The 18,487-nt window shown below is 59.8% G+C and carries 15 protein-coding genes and 1 pseudogene; 2 read left to right on the top strand and 14 right to left on the bottom strand.

Annotation, left to right across the window (positions count from 1 at the left end):
- Positions 1–2 precede the first annotated feature (2 nt).
- The 7 genes from M2401_RS26550 to M2401_RS26520 all read right to left on the bottom strand — a co-directional run bounded on the left by M2401_RS26550 (position 3) and on the right by M2401_RS26520 (position 7,932).
- On the bottom strand, positions 3–1,154 hold the full coding sequence (locus tag M2401_RS26550; RefSeq protein ID WP_259107960.1) for a transporter substrate-binding domain-containing protein: 1,152 nt from the start codon (positions 1,152–1,154) through the stop codon (positions 3–5).
- A 272-nt stretch (positions 1,155–1,426) separates the two neighbouring features.
- Positions 1,427–2,428, bottom strand: a complete 1,002-nt coding sequence (locus M2401_RS26545) for an asparaginase (RefSeq protein WP_259107958.1) — start codon at positions 2,426–2,428, stop codon at positions 1,427–1,429.
- Between the two features lie 5 nt (positions 2,429–2,433).
- Positions 2,434–3,141, bottom strand: a complete 708-nt coding sequence (locus M2401_RS26540; protein WP_259107955.1) for an ABC transporter ATP-binding protein — start codon at positions 3,139–3,141, stop codon at positions 2,434–2,436.
- Positions 3,138–4,949, bottom strand: coding sequence for an ABC transporter permease subunit (locus M2401_RS26535; protein ID WP_259107954.1), 1,812 nt, complete (start codon positions 4,947–4,949; stop codon positions 3,138–3,140). The genes M2401_RS26540 and M2401_RS26535 overlap by 4 nt, the downstream gene beginning before the upstream one ends.
- Positions 4,942–5,775 carry a branched-chain amino acid ABC transporter permease gene (locus M2401_RS26530; RefSeq protein ID WP_259107951.1) on the bottom strand — a complete coding sequence of 278 codons (834 nt, stop codon included), beginning with the start codon at positions 5,773–5,775 and terminating at the stop codon, positions 4,942–4,944. Before M2401_RS26530 ends, M2401_RS26535 begins: the two co-directional genes overlap by 8 nt.
- Before the next feature lie 58 nt (positions 5,776–5,833).
- Positions 5,834–6,997 carry a substrate-binding protein gene (locus tag M2401_RS26525; RefSeq protein ID WP_259107949.1) on the bottom strand — a complete coding sequence of 388 codons (1,164 nt, stop codon included), beginning with the start codon at positions 6,995–6,997 and terminating at the stop codon, positions 5,834–5,836.
- Between the two features lie 38 nt (positions 6,998–7,035).
- Positions 7,036–7,932 (bottom strand): nitrilase family protein, encoded by an 897-nt coding sequence (locus tag M2401_RS26520; protein WP_259107947.1) that lies wholly within the window; start codon positions 7,930–7,932, stop codon positions 7,036–7,038.
- A gap of 312 nt (positions 7,933–8,244) precedes the next feature.
- Here M2401_RS26520 and M2401_RS26515 point away from each other — a divergent pair.
- Positions 8,245–9,557, top strand: a pseudogene (locus M2401_RS26515) (MFS transporter).
- Between the two features lie 84 nt (positions 9,558–9,641).
- Positions 9,642–9,935, top strand: coding sequence for a metal-sensing transcriptional repressor (locus M2401_RS26510; RefSeq protein WP_259107945.1), 294 nt, complete (start codon positions 9,642–9,644; stop codon positions 9,933–9,935).
- Between the two features lie 5 nt (positions 9,936–9,940).
- On the opposite strand, the gene M2401_RS26505 is transcribed toward M2401_RS26510, so the two are convergent.
- The 7 genes from M2401_RS26505 to M2401_RS26475 form a co-directional block, all read right to left on the bottom strand.
- Positions 9,941–11,077 (bottom strand): saccharopine dehydrogenase NADP-binding domain-containing protein, encoded by a 1,137-nt coding sequence (locus M2401_RS26505; protein WP_259107943.1) that lies wholly within the window; start codon positions 11,075–11,077, stop codon positions 9,941–9,943.
- Positions 11,078–11,384: 307 nt separating this feature from the next.
- Positions 11,385–13,211, bottom strand: coding sequence for a glycoside hydrolase family 15 protein (locus M2401_RS26500; RefSeq protein WP_259107941.1), 1,827 nt, complete (start codon positions 13,209–13,211; stop codon positions 11,385–11,387).
- On the bottom strand, positions 13,204–14,004 hold the full coding sequence (locus M2401_RS26495; protein WP_259107939.1) for a glucose 1-dehydrogenase: 801 nt from the start codon (positions 14,002–14,004) through the stop codon (positions 13,204–13,206). The genes M2401_RS26500 and M2401_RS26495 overlap by 8 nt, the downstream gene beginning before the upstream one ends.
- Positions 14,005–14,171: 167 nt before the next feature.
- Entirely contained in the window at positions 14,172–14,960 is a 789-nt protein-coding gene (locus tag M2401_RS26490) for a hypothetical protein (protein ID WP_259107937.1), read from the bottom strand.
- A gap of 205 nt (positions 14,961–15,165) precedes the next feature.
- Positions 15,166–16,212, bottom strand: coding sequence for a class I SAM-dependent methyltransferase (locus M2401_RS26485; protein ID WP_259107934.1), 1,047 nt, complete (start codon positions 16,210–16,212; stop codon positions 15,166–15,168).
- Between the two features lie 258 nt (positions 16,213–16,470).
- Entirely contained in the window at positions 16,471–17,382 is a 912-nt protein-coding gene (locus M2401_RS26480; protein WP_259107932.1) for a universal stress protein, read from the bottom strand.
- A gap of 31 nt (positions 17,383–17,413) precedes the next feature.
- Positions 17,414–18,403, bottom strand: a complete 990-nt coding sequence (locus tag M2401_RS26475; RefSeq protein ID WP_259107931.1) for a universal stress protein — start codon at positions 18,401–18,403, stop codon at positions 17,414–17,416.
- Positions 18,404–18,487 lie beyond the last annotated feature (84 nt).

The following is an 18,487-nucleotide window of genomic DNA, read 5'->3' as shown; positions in this document are numbered from 1 at the left end:
CGTCACCCCAACCAGAACTCAGAGAAACCGAAAGTAGACAGGTAAGGATCGGGCTTGACCGGCCCCGAGCCTTCCCACACCACGTCGAACTGCCCGTCATTGCGGCAGATGCCGATGCGCGGCGTCAGGGCACAATGGTTGTTTTCCGCGTCAATGGCAATCGGCCCTTCGGGAGATTCGAACTTGACCTTGTGCACCGCCTCCACCAGTTTGCGCCGGTCGAGGCTGCCCGCCCGCTCCAGAGCCCGGGCAAACAGGTGGACCTGGGAATAGGCCATTTCCGACCAGGTACTGGTGGGTTTGTCGCCGAAGCGCTGGCGCCACAGCTCGATGAAACGCTGATTGCTGTCGTTGGGCAGAGAGCTGAAATAGGTGGCGGCAGTGATATGTCCCTCGCACAGCTGCGGCCCGATCAGGCGGATTTCCTCTTCGGCCATGGACAGGCTGGCAATGGGGATTTTCTTCGGATCAAGGCCATGTTCGCCATATAGCTGGTAGAAGGAACGCGCCGACTGCCCGACCAGGGTCGAGAACACCACATCGGGCTGAGCGTCGCGGATTTCCCGCAGGACCTCCTTGAGCTGTTCCACCCCGGCCTCGATGGGCAGGTAGACCTCATCGACGATTTCGCCGCCATGCTGCTCGACCACATCGCGCATGATGCGATTGGATTCTCGCGGGTAGATGTAATCCGCCCCCACCAGAAACAGCCGGGTGCCCTTGTTCTGCAACAGATAGGCGGCGAGCTGGATGCTGTTCTGGTTGGGCACCGCGCCGGTGTAAATGATATTCGGCGAGTACTCGAAGCCTTCGTAGAACGAGCAGTACCAAAGCAGCGCGTTGTGCCGCTCGACCAGCGGCAGCACGGCCTTGCGGCTGGAAGATCGGGAACAGCCGAAAATCACATTGATCTCATCCTCGATCAGCAGCTTGCCGGTCAGGCGCCGGTACTCCTCGGGCGAGCCCTTTGGATCATAGGCCGTGGGGATCAACGGCAAGCCCAGCACACCGCCCAGGGCGTTGATTTCCTCGATAGCCAGTGCCGTGCCGAAAAAGTGCTCGGATTCGGTCACCCCGGTCGCCCCCGAGCGCGAATACAGGATGCCCACCGGCCATCCCGGCTCTTTACTGCCTGCGTTGCTGGTCGTTGCCATGAACGCTCTCCTGTCAAACACAAGGTAATGCTCTGGATTGGAACTCGGTATTTGCTGCGCGGTGTCAGACACCTATCAAACAACCCAAAATCTGTCGAATGTCTGAAACCCTGTGGGAGCGAATTCATTCACGAAGGCGGTATTTCAAACGACACAAATGCGCCGGATGTACTGGCCTCATCGCGAATGAATTCGCTCCCACCCGATTTTCTGCCGCCCCTGCGAAGTATTTGCTGCTCGGCAGCGCGGTGTCAGGGACGCCATGGCAACGCCTATCGATCAAAGATAGCCTGCAGTTCAGCCGCTGAACGTGGGCTCTGCAGCGCCAGCATCAACAGGATCCTGGCTTTCTGCGGGCTCAGGTCATTGGCGAAAATCACCCCTGCCTCTTGCAAGGTACTGCCACCACCGATGAAACCGTACAGGGGTCTGACCCGCCCACGGGGTACGCGGCTGGCAATGACCACGGCAATACCGGCACCGAGTGCTTCGACAATGGCGGCATACATTTCACCATTCACATTCCCGGCACCCAAGGCCTGTATGACCAATCCCCTCGCTCCGGCCTGCACGGCAGCCCGTAACAGGGCGCCGTCCGCCCCGGCGTACATGGGCACGATATCCACCCGGTGCAGACTGCCTCCCTGCAACGGCAGATGCTGTCGGCGGCAGGACGCGCGATAGAAGGTCACCCGATCAGCGTCCACCCGGCCGAGCAGACCGGCGTCCCCGCAGTGGAACGACTCGACGTCCGCAGTATGGGTCTTGCTGACTTCCCGCGCTGCGTTGATCTGGTCGTTGAGTATCACCATCACGCCCTTCCCCGCCGACTCCGGCGTACAACAGACCCTGGCACCGCTCAACAGATTGCGCGGGCCATCGAAGTCCGATTGCGAGGCGTTGCGTTGGGCGCCGATCAGCGCCACGGGCTTGCGGGAGGTCAGGGTCAGGTCGAGAAACCAGGCCGTTTCTTCCAGCGTATCGGTGCCATGGGAGACCAGCACTGCGACGATATCATCCCGAGCCAACGCGCTTTCGATGACCTGATGCAGTTGTACCCAACGTGCCGGTCCCATCTCTACCGAAGGGACATTGCTCAGATTATTCACCTCCAGCCGGGCAACGTTGGCCATGTCAGGCACGACCTTGATCAGGTCGCTGCCCGACAGTGCCGGGACAGGCGCCGAGGTGGCAGGATCGATCTGCATGGCGATCGTGCCGCCCGTGGCGATGAACAGACAAAGAGGCAACTCGGCGGACTTGGTCTGGGTCATAGGCCTCATACCCGCAGGTGATTGAAAATGGACTCGGTCGCGCCTGCGGCATTGGCGTCGCCCTGCTCCTCGATTTCGCCCTGTTTGAGGACCAGGTAGCGATCGGCGACTTTCAGGGCGAAGGGCACGTTCTGTTCGACGATCAACAGGGTCGTGCCATGGACCTGGCGCTCATGCAGCAAGGCCGCGGCGATGCGTTCGATGACCGAGGGCTGCAAGCCTTCGGTGATCTCGTCCAGCAGGATGATCGAAGGACGCATCATCAGGGCCCGCGCCACCAACAGCATCTTCTGCTCACCGCCGGACAAGGTTCCGGCGTACTGCTTCAGGCGCGCGTTGAACACAGGAAAGACGGTTTCGATATCGGCAAAGCGCTCATCGAACAATGAGTCCTTTTCCAACCCCATGCGCAGGTTGTCGCGAATGCTCAGTTCGGTGAACAGGGCTTTTTCCTGGGCGGCATAAGCAATGCCCGCATGGGCGACCCGGTGCGGCGACAGCCGGGTAATATCGCCGTCGTTGACCTGCACCGAACCCTGCTTCTTCGGCAGATAACCCATGATGGTCTTGAGCAGCGTGGTCTTGCCCATGCCGTTCTTGCCGAGCAACGCCAGGGCCTCCCCGGCCGCGACCTTGAACGACACATCGCGGATCACCACCGAGGCACGATAGCCGCTGGTGATGCGATCAAGTTGCAGCGTGGCACCGTTCATACCACCTCCCGTGGCGCAATGGCGGATCCGGCGTAAATGGTCTTGACCAGATCCGAGTGGACGACTTCCTCGAACGTGCCCTGCATGACCATCTTGCCCTGATGCAGGACCACGATGCGCGTGGCGATCTGTTCGACGAAATCCAGATCATGCTCGACCAGCAGACAGCACAGCTTGTAGCGGTTGGCGAGCAGGGACAGCACCACACCGATCTGGGTGCGCTCGGTCTTGGTCAGCCCGGCAGTAGGCTCGTCGAGCAGGACGATACGCGGCTCCAGGACCAGCACCATGGCCAGTTCCAGCGCCTGTTGTTCACCATGGGACAGATCCCGGGCGACCACATCCAGCATGCCGTCCAGCCCGGTGACCCGCAGCACTTCCAGAGCATAGGACGGCAGCGCCAGGCGATCGGCACGGCTGAACAATAGCGGGCGCTGATGCAGGGTATTGGCCATGCGCAGGCATTCAGCGACGGTCAGGGATTCAAAGATATTGGCATTCTGGAATTTACGCCCCAGGCCAAAGCGCACACAGGCTTCGGCCGGCAGACGGCGAATATCATTACCGCACAACTTCACCGTCCCCGAAGTGCGATCGGCGCCATCGCTCATGCAACGCATCAGGGTGGTCTTGCCCGCGCCATTGGGCCCGATCAGCCCGACCAGGTCACCGGCCGCAGCCTGAAGATTGATGCCTTGCAGAACCTTGAGCGACCCGTAAGTTTTGGTGACTTCTTCCATTAATAACGCAGGTTCGTCGTTCGACTCGGGGGCGGCCCGCACCGCACGCTCCACCAACGTCGGCACCTGGGCCGATTGACGGCCGAAACCGAAAGGTTTGAGCAACGCAGGAACTATCCCCTGGGGCAGCAGGACGATCACCACTACGAACGACAGGCCGAGAATCAGTTGCCAGAGAAACGGCATGCGGCTGCCCAGATAGGCCGTGGCGACGTTGATCAGGATGGCGCCGGCCATGGGCCCCCAGAGCGTGCCGCGCCCGCCCAGTGCTACCCAAATGATCAGCTCGGTGCCGAGGACAAAGCCGGACAACTCAGGGGCGACCACACCACTGAAGGCGCCATAGCCAAACCCGGCAAGCCCGGTAATCGCCGCCGTGGCGATCAGCAGCAGGATCTTGATGCTCGGCACGTTGATGCCCAGGTAGGCACAGCGTGACTCGTTATCCCGGATCGAGGCCAGCACACGCCCGGCATCGCTGCGCACGAACAACCAGGCGACGAAGCCGATCAACGCCACCGCCCCCCCGGCAATCCAGTACCAGGCCTGCAAAGACAGGTCGAAGGTGTCATAGCCGGTCAGGCCCGAACTGGAGCCGGTCCACTCGCCGCCGGACAACAGCAACTGGGTCATGACGATGGGCAATACCAGGGAAATGACCGTCGCGAAGAACGGCGAAGCCCCTCGATAAAACGACAGCCAGCCCACCAGCGCAGCCACCGCCATGGGCACGACGATTGCCAGGCCGATGGCAGCGGCAATGGTCCCCGGCGACAGACCGAAGTGGGTGAATACCAGGCCGGCGGCGTAAGCGCCGATGCCGAAGAACGCCGACTGGCCGAAGGTCAGGTAGCCGGTGTAACCCCAGAGCACATCCACGGTGACGGCAACAATGGCGAACAGGAACGCCTTGATCAGCAAGTTGAGGACATAGCTGTCGAAAATCCATGGCCCGACCACCAGCAAGGCAATGCCGAGCGCTGCCAGGACAAGGGAGCGGTTCCAGGCATGTTCGCGGCCGGGTCTTGCCGATTTACTGTTCGCGTTGTGCAAGGTCGTGTCAGTCATGGGCGAACCCCTTTGGACGAATACGCAAGGTCAGTGCCGCCAGTACGGCAATGGTGAGGCCGCCCAGCACCGGGCTGCCGAAGGTGCTGACCAGTACCTGGCTGGCACCGAATACCGCGCAGGTGAGCATCAGGCTGGGCATCGAATGGCCGGAGACCATCACCAGCATGAACGCGGAAACCAGCCAGGTAATGCCCATGCCCGGATCGATGCTCGACAGCGGGCTGATCAACGCCCCCGCCAGCGTGCCCAGGCCCGCGCCGAGGCTGAAGGTGATGAAGCGGATGCGCCCGGCATGAATGCCCAGGCCGCTGGCCAACTCTTCGTTCATGATCACCGCGCGGGTCTTGACGCCGAAGCGCGTGCCGTTGAGCAGCGCAGTGAGCAAGACACACAGACCCAGGGCAAGGGGAATCAGCATCAGCCGATAGGCCGAATAATCCGTACCGCCCAGGGACCAGGTACCGCTCAGGGGTGCGTCGGCAAATTTAACGTCGCGACCAAAGCCGATGATGATCAACTGGCCGATCACGATGCCCAGCCCCCAGGTGGCGAGGATGGCGTCCAGTGGGCGCTTATACAGGGGGCGCACGATCAGGTATTCAATCACCGCCCCCACGATCATCCCCGTGGCCAGGGCCAGAGGCCAGGCAAGCCAGGGGCTCCAGCCGAGCTGAGTAACCACGAACGCCGCGTAGCCGCCCGTGGTCAGCAAGGCGCCGTGGGCAAAATTGACGATTTTCATGATGCCGAAAATCATCATCAGCCCGGCAGTCACAATGAACAGCATGGCTATTGTTGTTGTTATATCGAGAAGTAACACCATGACGTCTCCCTCCGGGGAGCATGCAGCGTGAAGCGCTAACAGGTAATGACAGAGTGGCCTATTGCAGATTCGGGCACTGGATACCGGGGCTGACCGCTTCCTGAGTGGCGAGGATGCGGATCGAACCGTCGGCCTGAATCTGGCCCAGGCGCATGGCCAAAGGCGTATGGCGGCTGGCATTCATCTGGATAGTCCCGCGCGGCCCGACCACCGAAACGTCTTTCAAAGCGTCCACCACTGCGGCGGATTCCGTGGCCTTGGCTTTTTCCACGGCGGCCTTGTAGAGGAAGAACGCCTCATATTGCGGCTCGGACAGCTCGTTGGGCGTGGACAGACCGGCACCGAATTTCTGCCCTAGATCGCTAAGGAATTTCTTGTTTTCCGGGGTATCGATGCTGGTCAGGTAGGAGGCCGACATATACATGCCGGTGGCCACATCGCCCATGGTCTTGCCGGTGCCTTCATCGATAGCCAGATTGCCGTACGGCAGGGTCAGCGCCGCCGCTTTCAATTGCTTGGCCAGGGACACATTGGGCGCACCGCCCGCCGTTGCGCTGATCAGCGCATCCGGATGCAGCGAGCGGATTTTGGAAATGACTGCCGTCCAGTCGCTGCCGTCCATTGGCAGGTACTCTTCACCAACAACCTTACCGCCCTTCTGTTCGATATATTCCTTGGTGAACTTGAGCATGCCACGGCCAAAGGCGTAATCGCTGCCGACCAGGAAGTAGTTCTTCGCCCCCAGTTTCTGGCTGAAATAATCCACTACCGGGGCAACTTGTTGTTCCGGTACCCAACCGTTGGCATACATCCATTTGTTGCAAGAGCGACCTTCATAGAACGAGGTGTAGATATAAGGCACACGGCCACGGGAAATAACCGGCAAGGCCGCATTACGTGCCGCGCTGCTTTCCATGGCGATAATGGCGTCGACTTTCTTCTCCAGTACCAGAGTATCAAAGGCCTTTTGTGCGCCTATTGCCCCGGACGCATCATCAACAATTTCCAGTTGCACCGGACGGCCCAGTATTCCACCCGCCGCATTGATCTGCTCCACGGCCAGTTGTGAAGATTGCACAACAGCCGGTGCGACAACACTATTGGCGCCAGACAAACCCACCGCCACACCAATCTTGATAGGCTCGGCGGCATGCCCCTGAGCGGCCATGAAAGTGCTTGCTGCAAGAATAGCGATACGCATAATGGAATGTTTGAAAGTCATGTAAGTGTCCTCGGTCAGATTTATTGTCGGTCAAAATTTCAATAACGAGGTAGCGGCCAGCCCGTACCGAGCATGGGGTCGTAAAGGTCATTGCGGCGGTCACGCAGGACCGTATTGAAGGTGGTCAGATGCCGGGATTGGCGGGAGGCTTTAAGGTTGATATCGGCGTAGAGGATCTGCTCGCAATCGGCGCTGGCGGTCTCGGCCAACGGCCAACCCTCGGCACCGACAATGATGCTGCGGCCGACAAACTGCTGACCGCGCTCGGTGCCTGTGCGATTGGCGCAAATGATATTCAGGCCATTGACGTGGGCACTGGCCATGGCCAGGGTGTTGGCCATGATCACCCCGGTCTCAGCCTGCCCCGGCATCGGCACCCAGTTGGTGGGCATGCAGACAATGTCCGCGCCTTGCATGGCGAGCAGTCGATAGACTTCCGGGAACCAGCCGTCGTAGCAGATGATCATGCCCAGGCGGCCAAACGGTGTATGAAATACCGGCAGTCCAAGATCGCCGGACTCAAAGTACAGGTGTTCATCACCCCATAAATGCAGCTTGCGGTAAGTGCCGACATAACCGTCCGGCCCGGTCATCACTGCGCAGTTATAAAGTTTGTACCCGTCGCGCTCGGCAAGCCCGCCGACAATATAAATATCGCGTTGCCGGGCAATATCCAGCCACGCCTGAGTAGTGACGCCCTGCGGTACGGGCTCGGCCAGTTCAAAGGCTTCTTCGCGACTGGCAAACATATAACCGCTGCTGGCCAGTTCCGGCAGCACAACAATCTTCGCCCCGCCGTCTGCCGCCTCATTGATCAGGCGCAGCGACACTTGCAGATTGGCCGCCTTGCAACCGACCTGTGGCTGCATTTGTATCGCGGCCACTTTCAGGCCGGGAAAATCCGGGGTTGATTCAGCAGCTTGCAAAGTGATCATTTATTTTTTCCAAAAAAAAAGCCCCCGAATGCGCTTTAAACGCAAATCAGGGGCTTCTATAGCCGATTATGTACTCAGCACTATTGCTGAGGGTCTGCGACTTCCAAACAACAAGTCGCGACCTATGGGGCTGACGTTACAGATATGTGTCGAATGATGTCAACGGCTTTTTCAAAGAAATAATAAAACTTCTGGGGTAGGCGCTATAGACCATCGGCCAGGGTATTGCTTGAGCCCGCCAGGGTCATCGGCTAGCATTCACCCATATCCCCCCAGGGAGGATATAGACATCTGGTAAAACCGAGACCGATCATGCTCAAGATCCTCACCCACAGGACTTACAGACACCTCTTTCTGGCACAGGTGATTGCGCTGGTGGGCACCGGGCTGGCGACCATTGCGCTGGGGCTGCTCGCTTACGATCTCGCGGGCGCCGAAGCCGGTGCTGTACTGGGCACCGCGCTGGCGATCAAGATGACCGCCTATATCGGCGTCGCTCCCGTTGCCGCAGCATTTGCCGAACGCCTGCCGCGCCGCACCCTGCTGGTTTCCCTTGATCTGATCAGAGCCCTGGTCGCCCTGGCGTTACCCTTTGTCCATGAAGTCTGGCAGGTCTACGTACTGATCTTCGTCCTGCAATCGGCATCCGCCGCCTTCACGCCGACGTTCCAGGCGACCATCCCCGATATCCTCACGGATGAGGACGACTACACCAAGGCCCTGTCGCTGTCCCGCCTGGCCTATGACCTGGAAAGTGTTGCGAGCCCCATGCTCGCCGCCGCGCTCCTGACCATCATGAGTTTTCACAGCCTGTTCGCCGGCACTGTCGTTGGCTTCCTGGCTTCGGCGGCTTTGGTCTGCACCGTGGTGTTGCCCAAAGCCAGCGCCGTGCAGCGGCGCAGCGTCTATGAGCGGACGACCCGGGGGCTGCGTATTTTCCTGGCAACGCCGCGCCTGCGCGGCCTGCTTGCCCTGAATCTGACCGTGGCGGCGGCCAGCGCCATGGTCATCGTCAATACTGTGGTGCTGGTGCAGTCCGGCTTCGGGTTGACGCAAAGCTCGACGGCCCTGGCCCTGGCGGCGTTTGGTGGCGGCTCGATGTTCGCGGCCCTGCTCCTGCCGCGCATGCTCAAGGGCTTCAGCGACCGCAGCGCCATGCTCGGCGGTGGTGCAATCCTGGTAGCGGGATAGGGGCTGGAATGGCACTGAACAGCTATTACGCTCTGTTGCCGTTGTGGTTTGTCCTCGGCACCGGTTACTCCCTGGCCCAGACACCCGGCGGTCGGCTGCTGCGTCGCTCAGCCCACCCTGAAGACCGCCCCGCCTTGTTCGCCGCGCAGTTTGCCCTGTCCCACGCCTGCTGGCTGATCACCTATCCCCTGGCGGGCTGGCTCGGCGCGAAAGTCGGGCTGAACGCTTCATTCGTCGCGCTGACCATGGTCGCAGGCGCGGCGCTGCTGTGTAGCATGATCATCTGGCGCCCGGCCCATGACCGGGCGTTCATTGAGCACAGCCATGACGGCGACAGTGAGGCGGATCACGGCGAGGCTGGCGCGTCGACCCATCGTCACCCCTACATCATCGATGACCGCCATCCGCGCTGGCCGAAAGATCAGCGCAATTGAGCAATCCCGCTGCGCCGGTTTGACCCTGTCCCCCCACGATGGATAGGATGCCCGGCTGAATCATTCGAGCAAGAGGCGCACGTCATGAGCGAGCATGAACATCCTCATGGGCACATCCACCAGTCCCATGAAGCCATTATCAAGCGGCTCAAGCGCGCCGATGGTCACCTGCGCAGCATCATTACCATGATCGAAGACGGCCGTGACTGCGTGGATATCGCCCAGCAACTGCACGCCGTGGAAAAAGCCGTGTGCCAGGCCAAGCGCACCTTGATCCATGACCATATCGATCACTGTCTCGAAGGCACTGTGGACGCCCTGGCGAGCGGCGAACACGCGCCGCTGGAAGCCTTCAAGCAGATCACCAAGTACCTCTGATACGCCTATGGCTGTACGCCCTTACCCTGGGAGAAGTCCACAGCGATGCTCAGGCTCTGAGGCTCGTTGATCGCCGCCATATATTCCTCGACGGTGATTTCCCCCACGCACGGCCGTGCACCGGGCTCAGGCAGATAACCCCCGGCCAGTTTCGCCGCCAGAGCCACGGCGGCGCAGCTGGGAATTTCCGGGCCCTTGCCGTTTTTCGCCGTCAGTTGCACGGTCATGGACAGGGACTTGCCATCAGTGCCAATCCCATGCACATCGATGAACATCGCGCTTTTTCCGTCATCAAGGCCTTCAAACAACAACCCGCAACGATGCAGCCGCGCAGCCCAGGGCGCATGGTCACGGACCAGGCCGATCTTGACTGCCTGGGCCAGCAGGAAGTTGGCGATACCGGCCAGTTTCAGCCCGGCTCCGGCCTGAAAGCCTAGGGTGTGGGCGCCATAGCGGGCGGCGAAAATATCCAGGTCCGGCACGTCGACATTAGCCAGCAAGCGGGTTCCCAGCTGCGGCATCTTGCGCAGCTTCAAGCCCTGCCAGCCCGACACTTCATGCACCTGGCCATCCTTGAGCTGGCGAATCGGTTTACCCGCATAGGCCAGCACGCCTTCGATAGTCGACAGGCCCGGCATCTTTGCCGACGAGGAAATGCCATGTTCGATGCTGTCGATGCGCTGGAAGCGATGGCGCTGTTGATCGATCAGGGCTGAGGACAGCGTTGGCACCGAGCTGCAACCGCTGAGGATCGCCACCCCGGCCTCACGGGCCCGAACGTCCAGTGCGGCAATGCCGCTGACGAAGATTCGGCAGTCGGCCAAGTCGCAGTAGTTCACCCCGGCCTCGATGCAGTTCTCGGCAACGGCATAGGACTGTCCCTGAAACGGGCCGCCGGTATGAATGACCCACTGGATATCCAACGCGCCCAGGGCGGACTTGAATTCAGCGCCCATGGCATTGCCGCACCAACTCTCGCAGGGCTTGCCCGACGACGCCCGCAACTCGTCGACCTTGGCCTGCAACTTGCGCGGATCGCGGCCCGAGATCACCAGTTCGATACCGGACATCGCAATCAGATGCCTGCACACGATACTGCCAAAATTCCCGTAGCCGCCGACCACCAATACCCTGAACGCCATGTAACGCTTCCCTGAGTGACTCAACCAAGCGGGCAACTGTCCTTGAACAGGCCGCTTGAATCAATGCGTTTTTCAAGAGTGCCTGCGGCGACATGTGCAGCACACGTTTGGCTGGAGGCAGGAGCCAATCATGTGGAAGCGAATTGTGGGAGCGAATTCATTCGCGAAGGGGCTGGGGAGGTCGATATAGCCTTTATCGCCTGAGCATTCTTTTCACGAATGAATTCGCTCCCATAATTTACCCATAATTCGCTACTACAATCAGGCCCCGCAATTCCCGCCAACGGGCTCGCTATGGACACGGGTTTCAGGGCTGCCACAAGGTCTTGCTGCCATCCAGTTTGCGGTCCAGAAAGCTCGCCGCACTGATCAGCGCCAGATGACTGAGGGCCTGGGGCGTATTGCCCAGATGGCAGCCATGCACGTCGAACTCCTCGGCGTACAAACCCAACGGATTGGCATAGCGCAGCAACTGCTCGAACTCCAGATGAGCCTGTTCGACCCGACCGGCCCGGGCCAGGCATTCGACATACCAGAAGGAGCAGGCGGTAAAAGCGCCCTCCTCGCCGGTCAGGCCGTCGTCGTGTTGGTCATCGTTGCGATAGCGATAGACCAGGCCGTCCCGTACCAGCGTGCCTTCGATGGCCTCCAGAGTCGCCAGCCAGCGCGGATCACTGGCACCGACAAAGCGCACCAACGGCATCAGCAGCATCGACGCATCCAGGTTGCGACTGCCCTTGTACTGCACGAAATGGCCGAGGTCAGCGTCCCAGAAATTCTTCCAGATATCGTCATGAATCGCCTGGCGCTGGGCGTCCCAGCGATCGAAAGGCGCCGGCAGGGAACGCTTGAAGGCCAGACGCAAGGCACGATCCAGGGCCACCCAACACATCAGCCGCGAATGCAGGAAATGCTGATCCTGACCGCGCATTTCCCAGATGCCGACATCCTTGTCCTGCCAATGCTCACAGACGTGGTCCACCAGTTGCGTCGCGTGCTTCCAGCCTTCGTAGGAAATCGCTTCGCCGTATTTATTGGCCAGATACACCGCATCCATCAGCTCGCCGTAGATATCCAGCTGGGTCTGCTTGTAAGCCTCGTTACCGATACGTACCGGGGTCGCGCCGCCATGGCCAGTCAGGTGTTGCAGATGCTCTTCAGGCAACTCTTCGCGGCCATCCAGGGCATAGAGAATGCCCAGCCTGGTCGAGTCCGCACAACAATCGCCCATGCGCCCCTTGACCCATCCCATGAAGGCATTGGCTTCGTCGGCATAGCCAAGGCGCATGAAGGCGTACACGGTGAAGGACGCGTCACGGATCCAGCTGTAGCGATAATCCCAGTTGCGCTCGCCGCCACGGGTTTCCGGCAGGCCGAAGGTGGCTGCGGCAACGATGCCGCCATGCTTGCGCGACGTCAGCAACTTCAGCGTCAGGGCCGAGCGATTGACCATTTCCCGCCAGCGCCCGCGATACTCCGACTGCCCGCTCCAGCGCCGCCAGAAGGCCAGGGTATCGGTGAAATAGCGGCTGCAATGCCCGGCCGCGACCTGAGGGTCGTCGATGCCACCGAGAATGAACTCGATGATCTGGCCCTGCTCCATGGCAAACTCGGCCACGGCGGTATCCTGCTCAAGACGCAAGCCGGCAGTGGCCGACAGGCGCATGCCCGGCTGGCCCTGGGCAACGAAGCAGACATCCTCGCCGTCCATATAGGTTTCCATCTGCGCGCGGCTGTAGTCCATGCGCACGCGGCAGCGCATGCGTACATTGGCCTTGCCGTAGCGCACCTCGATGCGCCGCACCACGCGAGGCAGATCATCTTCATTGTGACCGACGGGCATCAGGTCAGTGACTTCCACCACCGCGTCCTGAGCGATCCAGCGCGTCTGCAATACGTTGGTGTCCGGCAGGTAAATCTGCTGACGACGAGCGTCGGGCAAATCCGGGGCGAGCTGAAAGATCCCGGCTGCGGTGGTGTCGAGCAGCGCACTGAAAATCGATGGGCTGTCAAAATCCGGCCAGCAACAGAAATCGATGCTACCGGTATCCGCCACCAGAGCAGCGCTGCGCATATCGCCGATGATGCCATGGTTCTCGATGGGGTTCTGCGCTTCTTCGAGGAGATCAGCCATTGCCGCGAAACTCCGGATACAGGCTCATGCCACCGTCGATAAACAGCGTCGTGCCGTGCACATAGTCCGACAGATCGGACGCCAGCCAGACCACGGCATTGGCGACATCTTCGGCTTCACCGACGCGGCCATAGGGGATCAGCTTCAGCATTTTGGCCTCGCCGTCGCCCTGCATCGCCTGTTGATTGATCGCGGTACGGATCGCGCCGGGGGCAATACTGTTTACCCTGATATGCTGCTCGCCGACTTCCTGGGCGATGCTGCGCATCAGCAGATCGACACCGCCCTTGGAAGCCGCGTAGTTGGCATGCCCGGCCCAGGGAATCAGCTGATGTACCGAGCTCATATGAATGATCTTGCCCATGGCCCGGGATACCCCGGGGCGCATGCCCTGGCTGATGAACTGACGCAGGGCGGCACGGGCGCAGAGAAACTGCCCGGTCAGGTTGACGTTGATCACCGTGTTCCAGTCCGCCAGGCTCATATCGACCAGGGGCGCATCCTTTTGCAGCCCGGAATTGGCCACCAGAATATCCAGATGACCGAAGTGTTCCAGCGTCTGGGCAAACAGTTTTTCGACCTGTTCTTCCTGGGAAACATCGGCGCCAATGGCTACCGCCTGGCCGCCCGCTGCACGAATTTCCTCGACCAGTTTTTCCGCAGGCTCGGCGTGGCTGTTGTAGTTGACCACCACTGCGGCCCCGGCAGCGGCCAATGCTCTGGCCGCCCCTTCGCCCAATCCGGAACTGGCACCGGTCACCAGTGCCACTTGCTGCTGCAACGAGATCTGCATGGATTTATCGCCTTATGATCGTCATACAGAGCTGACTGGCGAGCATCGGGCGAAGTTCAGTAAAAGCTTTTGCGCAAACCCTGGCGGCCTTAACTCATCACGCGAACGTTCGGCTGGCTGCAGGAAAAGCACTGCATCGTCAAGCGCGTCGACAAGCTCGCAACAGGTTAGCGATAACTGTCCACTGGCTTGGCCAGTATCAGCTTCACCGGCTTCGACCGATCCAGCATGCAAATCTTGTAGTTAGCGCCCTGATAAGCGCGATAGGCACCTTCGACGGTGACACTGCCTTTTGCAGCAATAACCTTGTCGAGCAATGCCAGTGTCTGCGCATCGAATGAGCCCCGCTCACCCACGACATAATAATCATCCGGGCTGTAGGTTCTGAACATCACATAACCAGCCCACTGACCTTCCCCCTTGTAGGGAGAAAGAGCCATGCGGATGCGCGACTCCCGGATGAATTTGTCGGCGGGGTATTGCCAGCCGCCAATGGGCGAAAGATTGACCTCCCGCGCATCGGTCGCGGGTGCATTGCCCTTGACGATGCTATCGATGGTGCGCTGAGTCAGTGCTCCACTTTTCAAATACCCTTGTGCATAGCCCGGAAGTTGGCTGGCAACTTGTGCAATCACGTTGCCCAGACCGACTTCCCGGGCAAAAAAGTTCTTCTGAAACGGCTCAACACTTTGGTCAGTCAAGTATTTATAAACCGTCTCATCATGGCTGTAGCCGATTTGAGTGAAGACCCAGTTTGAGTAGCGCCCGATGACTTCGGCAGTTTTTTCGGGATCACCTTTCACGGCGTTCAGTTCTCCATTGAACTGATTTTCTACAGGCGCGAAAGCGGCATTGATTTTAGCCACCGTTGTATCGTCCATCGGTGCCGCTGGTAGTGCCGCAAATACGGAAAACGACAGACATGCACATAGCGCAACAACGAAGCTTCGTAGCATTGGGGACGTCCTTGATTGCGGTGATATAGCAAGCTTTAGCCTTGCATCTTAATGAGATAGACCCGCTCACTCAAACTCACCCTGCACCCTTAGACGAGGTATCGTTGACGAAGGAGACTTACACACGTTGACTGTCAACCACTCAAACCCGAACAGCACAGGCCAGACGCATGCGCTGCACAGGGCCAGTCAACCATTCAAATGGTCATTTACGCGCCTCCAGAATCAGATTGAAAGGGGTCTCACAGGCGCGCCGAAAGTGGCTGAAGCCTGCGTCGGTAAATACCTGGCGCAACCGCGCTTCACCGGCCTGTGCGCCCAGCCCTAACCCCACCTCCTGTGACAACGAATTGGGCGTGCAGATAAAGGTTGATGCCGCATAGAAAAGCCGTCCCACCGGGTTGATATTGAGGTCGAGTGTGTCGTTGGCAAAAGGCTCCACCAGCAGGATCGTGCCGTCGTTTTTCAGCGCCTGATGGGCATGTTTCGCCGCACCGACCGGGTCGCCCATATCGTGCAGGCAGTCGAAGTAGCAGATCAGGTCGTAATCCTGGCCGGGAAAGTCTTTGGCCCTGCCCTCGACAAACCTGACCCGGTCGCTGACACCCGCCTCTGCGGCACGCTGGCTGGCCGTGACGATGGAGGGCGCGTGATAGTCGAAGCCGACAAAATTCGAGGCGGGAAATGCCTGGGCCATGACGATGGTTGAAGCCCCGTGCCCGCAGCCGATATCCGCTACCCTGGCCCCCGCCTTGAGCTTGTCGACCACGCCGTCCAGCGCCGGCAGCCATTGGTCGACCAGATAGGCCTTGTACCCCGGCCGGAAAAAACGCTCGGTGCCGCTGAACATGCACGGGTGATGATCGCCCCAGGCCAGGGCGCCATCACCACGCATTGCCGCTACCAGCTTGTCCTTGTCGTGAAACATCGACACCACCACCATCACGCCACCGGCTGCATAAACCGGTGAGTCCTCGATAGCCAGGGCGAGAGCCTGTTCTTCGGGTAATACGAACTGGCCGTCGTGATGCTCCATATAGCCAGAGGCTACGTGGGCGCTGAGCCATTCGCGAAGCAGCCGCGCGTTACAACCGGTCCTGCTGGCCAGGACCTCGGGAGTAATCGGTTGGCTGTCAGCCATGGCCTTGTACAGCCCCAGCTCGTCGCCAACCATCACATTGGCCAGCAGGCCGGCCGCGCCCATATCGGACACCAGCTTGCCCATGAACGCATGAAGTTTTGCCTCGTCCATTGCATAACCTCCTGTCAGAAGGCCACCGTCGGCACGGGCGTAGAGAACCTGACAACTGTTGGCGGTGGTCGAGTGAATAAACCACGTATTGGAAGTCCCTGTGAGGGGGACGGAGTTGAGTTTAGTTGCTGATCAGGCAAGGTGCAGGACCGGCTTTAGCCGCGAGAGCGCTTTAGTGCTTCGCACTCGATCGCCAGCAAGCCGTCTCCTACAAGTTCTGCGTTTGTTGCACGACATCGCAGTATCGCCCTATTCCCCCTATGGCATGTCAGCGCGAGGATTGAGCGTCAGCAGACTGCTTTGAAGATGATGCGCTACTTGTTCTGTCGTACTGCCGAGCCATTTGCTCATCGCACTGCGATGCACCGTTCCCATTACGATCACGTCAACACCATGGGCCCGGGTGAAGGCTTCAATGACTTTCGCCGGGTTGCCCATTAATAAATGTTTGCGGTCGGCAGGCACACCGAAACGGTCGGCCAGGTGGTCAAAGGCCTCCTTGTCCAGATCGTAGATCTGCGCCTGGGCCTCGGAAGAAAACGCCATGTCACTTTCCCAACCAAAAACGGTGGACAAGTCGTAGGCGTACAGCAGGTGCAGGTCGGCGTTGCACTGCTGCGCCAGCTTTTCCGCAGTGGAGATAATCCTGTCGTTCAAGCCGTCATGCTGCTCTTCAGGACGAAAAGGGTCGACCGCCGCGAGGATCTTGCGCGGAATGGCATGGGTCACTTGAGCAACGAGATGCAGGGACACCGGGCAATCATGGAGCAGACGCTCATCCAGAGAGGTGAACATCACACGCGACAGCCAGGATTGCCGTTCCAGATCCTTGATCACAAGGGACGGTTTCATTTCACGAATGTGCTCCATGATTTCGTCAAACGGACGCCTCACCCAGACCACTTCCTGGGTGACCTGAACGCCGGAATGACGCATTGCCACGGCCTGCTGCTCCAACCATTCACGATGACCAGCCAGATACCCCTCCTTGATTTCATGCAGTGCCTGGTCGTTCACCAGCCCGGCCGTCGCCAGGGCTTCCACATAGACAAACGCGACAATGTGCAGGGCGGCTGCCTGCGCCTTGGCCAATGCCAGAGCGCGGTCAAATGCGGGCGTTCTCTCCATCAGCGGCGACGCGACCAGCAGTAAACGTTCGACTTTGGACATTTCACACCTCCTTGCGGGGCTATGTTCTGGCTTATGGGTGCGCAGGGCTCATATTGCCCATGGCAGTGGAGCTATCGGCGCGGTAAAGGTCGTCGAGGTCATCCGGATTGTCGCCAGGCTTGACGATCAACACACTGCAAGGTGAGTGTGTCAGCAACAACTCGGCGGTATTGCCGATGACTTTTTCCAGGCGGGTCCTCGGCAGGCTGCCCATGACCAACAGGTCGATATCCTGCTCGCGGGCGAAGCGACTGATGGTTGGTTGGGGCGTACCGACCAGGAAATGACGGCATTCGACCGGGATTGCGTGGCGCTCGCATAACGCGGCAAACGCCTCGGCATGGGCCTCGCCCAAGGCCTCATGAAAGCCAGTCTCGACCGGCAAGGCGCCAAGCAGGGTCACCCTGGTGGCGTAGAACGCCGACCAGTCAAAGCTGTACAACACATGAGCACTACCTGCACATTGCCGGGCGATGCGCGATGCCGTCTCGATCAACCTGTCGTTGAGTCTCAGATCGGCGTCGTCATAACGATAGAGGTTGACGGCCGCCAGGGTCCTGCGTGGCAAAGGACGATGACCCTCGCTGACAAACTGCACCGCGCACTTGCAGTCGCGCAGTAAATGCCAGTCAAGGGGCGTGGAAAATAGCCGCGCGAAAAGCCGCTCGTGATGGACATCCTTGATCAGCATCTGCGGGCAAATCGCCCTGACACAGGACGCTATCGCGTCGAAGCGGCTATCCGTCCACAGTATCTGCACCGAGCATTCAAGGCCCTTGGCACGTTCCTGCGCAGCCTGTTGCTCCAACCATTGACGGTGGGCTCGCAGATAGTCGTCACGCAAGCGCGCCAGGGCCGTATAGTCGAAAACCCCCATCACATCCAGGGCCTGGAAGTCGTCCAGCGCCACGATCCGCAGTGACACGCCGAACGCTCTGGCCAGCGCAACGGCGCGGTCGAAAGCCGGGGTACGCTGCATCTTTGATGAAGCGATCAACAGAAATTCCGACGATTCGTTCATGGCGCCCTCGCTCACCGCCCCGGCAGCCCTTGTTACGCGCTACATACCGCAGCGCCGACAGGATCCGGCTTGCAGTGTGAAGAG

It is taken from the genome of Pseudomonas sp. JUb42 (assembly GCF_024807945.1).
Classification (GTDB): Bacteria; Pseudomonadota; Gammaproteobacteria; order Pseudomonadales; family Pseudomonadaceae; genus Aquipseudomonas.
Note: the sequence above shows the minus strand (reverse complement) of the source record. Positions and strands in the feature narration are given on the sequence as shown.

Excerpts from the sequence above, each read along its gene's own strand:
- M2401_RS26545 (WP_259107958.1), bottom strand. The coding sequence starts at position 2,428 with ATGACCCAGACCAAGTCCGCCGAGTTGCCTCTTTGTCTGTTCATCGCC.
- M2401_RS26495 (WP_259107939.1), bottom strand. The coding sequence starts at position 14,004 with ATGCAGATCTCGTTGCAGCAGCAAGTGGCACTGGTGACCGGTGCCAGT.
- M2401_RS26500 (WP_259107941.1), bottom strand. The coding sequence starts at position 13,211 with ATGGCTGATCTCCTCGAAGAAGCGCAGAACCCCATCGAGAACCATGGC.
- M2401_RS26505 (WP_259107943.1), bottom strand. The coding sequence starts at position 11,077 with ATGGCGTTCAGGGTATTGGTGGTCGGCGGCTACGGGAATTTTGGCAGT.
- M2401_RS26475 (WP_259107931.1), bottom strand. The coding sequence starts at position 18,403 with ATGAACGAATCGTCGGAATTTCTGTTGATCGCTTCATCAAAGATGCAG.
- M2401_RS26480 (WP_259107932.1), bottom strand. The coding sequence starts at position 17,382 with ATGTCCAAAGTCGAACGTTTACTGCTGGTCGCGTCGCCGCTGATGGAG.
- M2401_RS26550 (WP_259107960.1), bottom strand. The coding sequence starts at position 1,154 with ATGGCAACGACCAGCAACGCAGGCAGTAAAGAGCCGGGATGGCCGGTG.
- M2401_RS26485 (WP_259107934.1), bottom strand. The coding sequence starts at position 16,212 with ATGGACGAGGCAAAACTTCATGCGTTCATGGGCAAGCTGGTGTCCGAT.
- M2401_RS26530 (WP_259107951.1), bottom strand. The coding sequence starts at position 5,775 with ATGGTGTTACTTCTCGATATAACAACAACAATAGCCATGCTGTTCATT.
- M2401_RS26520 (WP_259107947.1), bottom strand. The coding sequence starts at position 7,932 with ATGATCACTTTGCAAGCTGCTGAATCAACCCCGGATTTTCCCGGCCTG.
- M2401_RS26510 (WP_259107945.1), top strand. The coding sequence starts at position 9,642 with ATGAGCGAGCATGAACATCCTCATGGGCACATCCACCAGTCCCATGAA.
- M2401_RS26540 (WP_259107955.1), bottom strand. The coding sequence starts at position 3,141 with ATGAACGGTGCCACGCTGCAACTTGATCGCATCACCAGCGGCTATCGT.
- M2401_RS26490 (WP_259107937.1), bottom strand. The coding sequence starts at position 14,960 with ATGCTACGAAGCTTCGTTGTTGCGCTATGTGCATGTCTGTCGTTTTCC.
- M2401_RS26535 (WP_259107954.1), bottom strand. The coding sequence starts at position 4,949 with ATGACTGACACGACCTTGCACAACGCGAACAGTAAATCGGCAAGACCC.
- M2401_RS26525 (WP_259107949.1), bottom strand. The coding sequence starts at position 6,997 with ATGACTTTCAAACATTCCATTATGCGTATCGCTATTCTTGCAGCAAGC.